4 protein-coding genes are annotated in these 2514 nt (G+C 74.2%); 2 read left to right on the plus strand and 2 right to left on the minus strand.

The window, feature by feature from the left end:
• On the plus strand, nucleotides 1–111 hold a 111-nt coding region (locus VE546_RS04030), incomplete at its 5' end, for a hypothetical protein (RefSeq protein ID WP_324918418.1).
• Here VE546_RS04030 and VE546_RS04035 read toward each other — a convergent pair.
• Nucleotides 80–409 carry a hypothetical protein gene (locus VE546_RS04035; protein ID WP_324918411.1) on the minus strand — a complete coding sequence of 110 codons (330 nt, stop codon included), beginning with the start codon at nucleotides 407–409 and terminating at the stop codon, nucleotides 80–82. The genes VE546_RS04030 and VE546_RS04035 overlap by 32 nt on opposite strands.
• Nucleotides 410–485: 76 nt before the next feature.
• The gene (gene aceB / locus VE546_RS04040) at nucleotides 486–2108 is read right to left on the minus strand and encodes a malate synthase A (RefSeq protein WP_324918414.1); all 1623 of its coding nucleotides are present in this window, start codon (nucleotides 2106–2108) and stop codon (nucleotides 486–488) included.
• A 76-nt stretch (nucleotides 2109–2184) separates the two neighbouring features.
• Here aceB and VE546_RS04045 point away from each other — a divergent pair.
• On the plus strand, nucleotides 2185–2514 hold a 330-nt coding region (locus VE546_RS04045; protein ID WP_324918416.1), incomplete at its 3' end, for a DUF6099 family protein.

The raw sequence follows: 2514 nt of genomic DNA on the forward strand, positions 1-2514 counted from the left end.
GCGTACGCGGCGGGCCGGTGGGAGCAGGCGCACGACCTGCTGCTGCGGGTGGCGCTGGACGAGGACTTCGCCGACTTCCTCACCCTGCCCGCGTACGAGCTGCTGGACTGACGGCCCGGCGGCATACGGCCTGCTCCCGCGGGGCCGGCACCGGACGTAGGCTCCGGCCCATGGGTGAGCTCCTGCCGTACCTGGTGGCCACCGGCGCCCTGCGCTCGGCCTGCGCTCTGATCTCGTGGTGGGAGTCGTGGGCGGTCACGTGGAAGGCCTCGTCGTAGGCGGCCATGGCCGCGCGGACGGCCGCGCCGGCCACCCCGCGGCGGCGGACGACGCGGGCCAGCCACGCGAAGAAGCCCATGGCCGCGGCGAGGGAGCCGGTGACCACCAGGTACGGCAGGAGTCCACCCATGGGACCGGAGCCTACGTCCGGCCCCGGCCCCGCGGGAGCCGGCCGCATGCCGCCGGTCCGTCAGTTCGCCGGCCCGTCAGTCCAGCAGCTCGTACGCGGGCAGGGTCAGGAAGTCGGCGTAGTCCTCGTCCAGCGCCACCCGCAGCAGCAGGTCGTGCGCCTGCTCCCACCGGCCCGCCGCGTACGCCTCCTCGCCCAGCTCCGCGCGGACGCCCGCCAGGTCCTCCGCCGCCAGGGCGCGCACCAGTTCCGGCGTCACCTTCTCCCCGGTGTCCAGCACCACCCCGGCGTGCACCCACTGCCAGATCTGCGAGCGCGAGATCTCCGCGGTGGCGGCGTCCTCCATCAGGCCGAAGATCGCCACGGCTCCCGTGCCGCGCAGCCACGCCTCGATGTAGCGGATGCCGACCTGGACGGCGTTGCGCAGCCCCTCGCGGGTCGGCCTGGCGTCCAGGGAGCCGACGGCGAGCAGGTCGGCGGCGGTGACGCGCACGTCCTCGCGCAGCCGCTCCTTCTGGTGGGGCCGTTCGCCGAGCACCGCGTCGAAGGAGGCCCGGGCGACCGGCACCAGGTCGGGGTGGGCGACCCAGGAGCCGTCGAAGCCGTCGCGCGCCTCCCGGTCCTTGTCGGCCCGGACCTTGGCGAAGGCCCGCTCGTTGGCCTCCGGGTCGCGGCGGTTGGGGATGAAGGCCGCCATGCCGCCGATGGCGTGGGCGCCGCGCTTGTGGCAGGTGCGCACCAGCAGTTCGGTGTAGGCGCGCATGAAGGGCGCGGTCATCGTCACCGCGTTGCGGTCCGGCAGCACGAACCGCTCGCCGGCGTCCCGGAAGTTCTTCACGATGGAGAACAGGTAGTCCCAGCGGCCCGCGTTGAGCCCGGAGGCGTGGTCGCGCAGTTCGTAGAGGATCTCCTCCATCTCGAAGGCGGCCGTGATGGTCTCGATCAGCACGGTGGCGCGGATCGTCCCCCGGGGGATGCCGCAGTAGTCCTGGGCGAAGACGAAGACGTCGTTCCACAGGCGCGCTTCGAGGTGCGACTCCAGCTTGGGCAGGTAGAAGTACGGCCCCCGGCCCGCGTCCAGCAGCCGGCGGGCGTTGTGGAAGAAGTACAGCCCGAAGTCGACCAGCGCGCCGGGGACGGCGCGGTCGCCGGCCCGCAGGTGGCGCTCGTCCAGGTGCCAGCCGCGCGGCCTGACCACGACGGTCGCCAGCTCCCCGGCGGGCCGGAGGGCGTACGTCTTCCCCTCGGGGGAGGTGAAGTCGATGCGGCGCTCGTGGGCGTCGATCAGGTTGATCTGACCGCCGATCACGTTCTCCCAGGTGGGGGCGGAGGCGTCCTCGAAGTCGGCGAGCCAGACGCGGGCCCCGGAGTTGAGGGCGTTGATCGTCATCTTCCGGTCGGTGGGGCCGGTGATCTCCACCCGGCGGTCCCGGAGCGCCTCCGGTGCGGGGGCCACCTGCCAGTCGCCGTCGCGGATGTGGGCGGTCCCGGGCAGGAAGTCCAGGGTGCCGGTCCGGGCGATCTCGGCGCGGCGCGCGACCCGGCGGGCCAGCAGTTCGTCGCGGCGCGGGGTGAACCGGTGGTGGAGGGCGGCGACGAAGGCCAGGGCGCCCTCGGTGAGGACCTCGTCCTGGCGCTCGGGCGCCCGGGCGGAGCCGGTGTGGACGGTGACCGGCGGGGTCGGCGCTGGTGCGGGCACGGGCTGTCACTCCTTCGTCGGGACGGCACACAGCGCCACCGGCACTGCTCGGTATACGGAGGTTAGTTTCCTCATCGTGGAAGCTCAATGGTCCACCGGTGTGCCGGACGCCCGCTGCCGCCGGGCGGTCCCACTCCGGCAGCCCCAGGTCGTCCGGGGTGTCCACGCCGGCCGGGCCGGCGATGTCACCGCACTCGGCGAGCACCACCGCGTCCGCGCGCTCGCCCGGGTGGGCGCCCTGCGCGAGGCGAGCGGTCGCGCCTGTCACTCGCTGCGCGGGTCCGGGCAGCGGGCCGACGGGGCGCGTGCCGCGCGGCTGACGGGGATCCGCGATCCGCTCTCCGCGCTGCACGGTCTCGGCGGTCTGCTGAACGAGGCGTGGGGCGCGCTGGTGAGGGTGGCGGTC

The organism is Streptomyces sp., assembly GCF_035644915.1.
In the GTDB taxonomy this organism is placed as follows: Bacteria; Actinomycetota; Actinomycetes; order Streptomycetales; family Streptomycetaceae; genus Streptomyces.

Excerpts from the sequence above, each read along its gene's own strand:
- VE546_RS04035 (WP_324918411.1), bottom strand. The coding sequence starts at position 409 with ATGGGTGGACTCCTGCCGTACCTGGTGGTCACCGGCTCCCTCGCCGCG.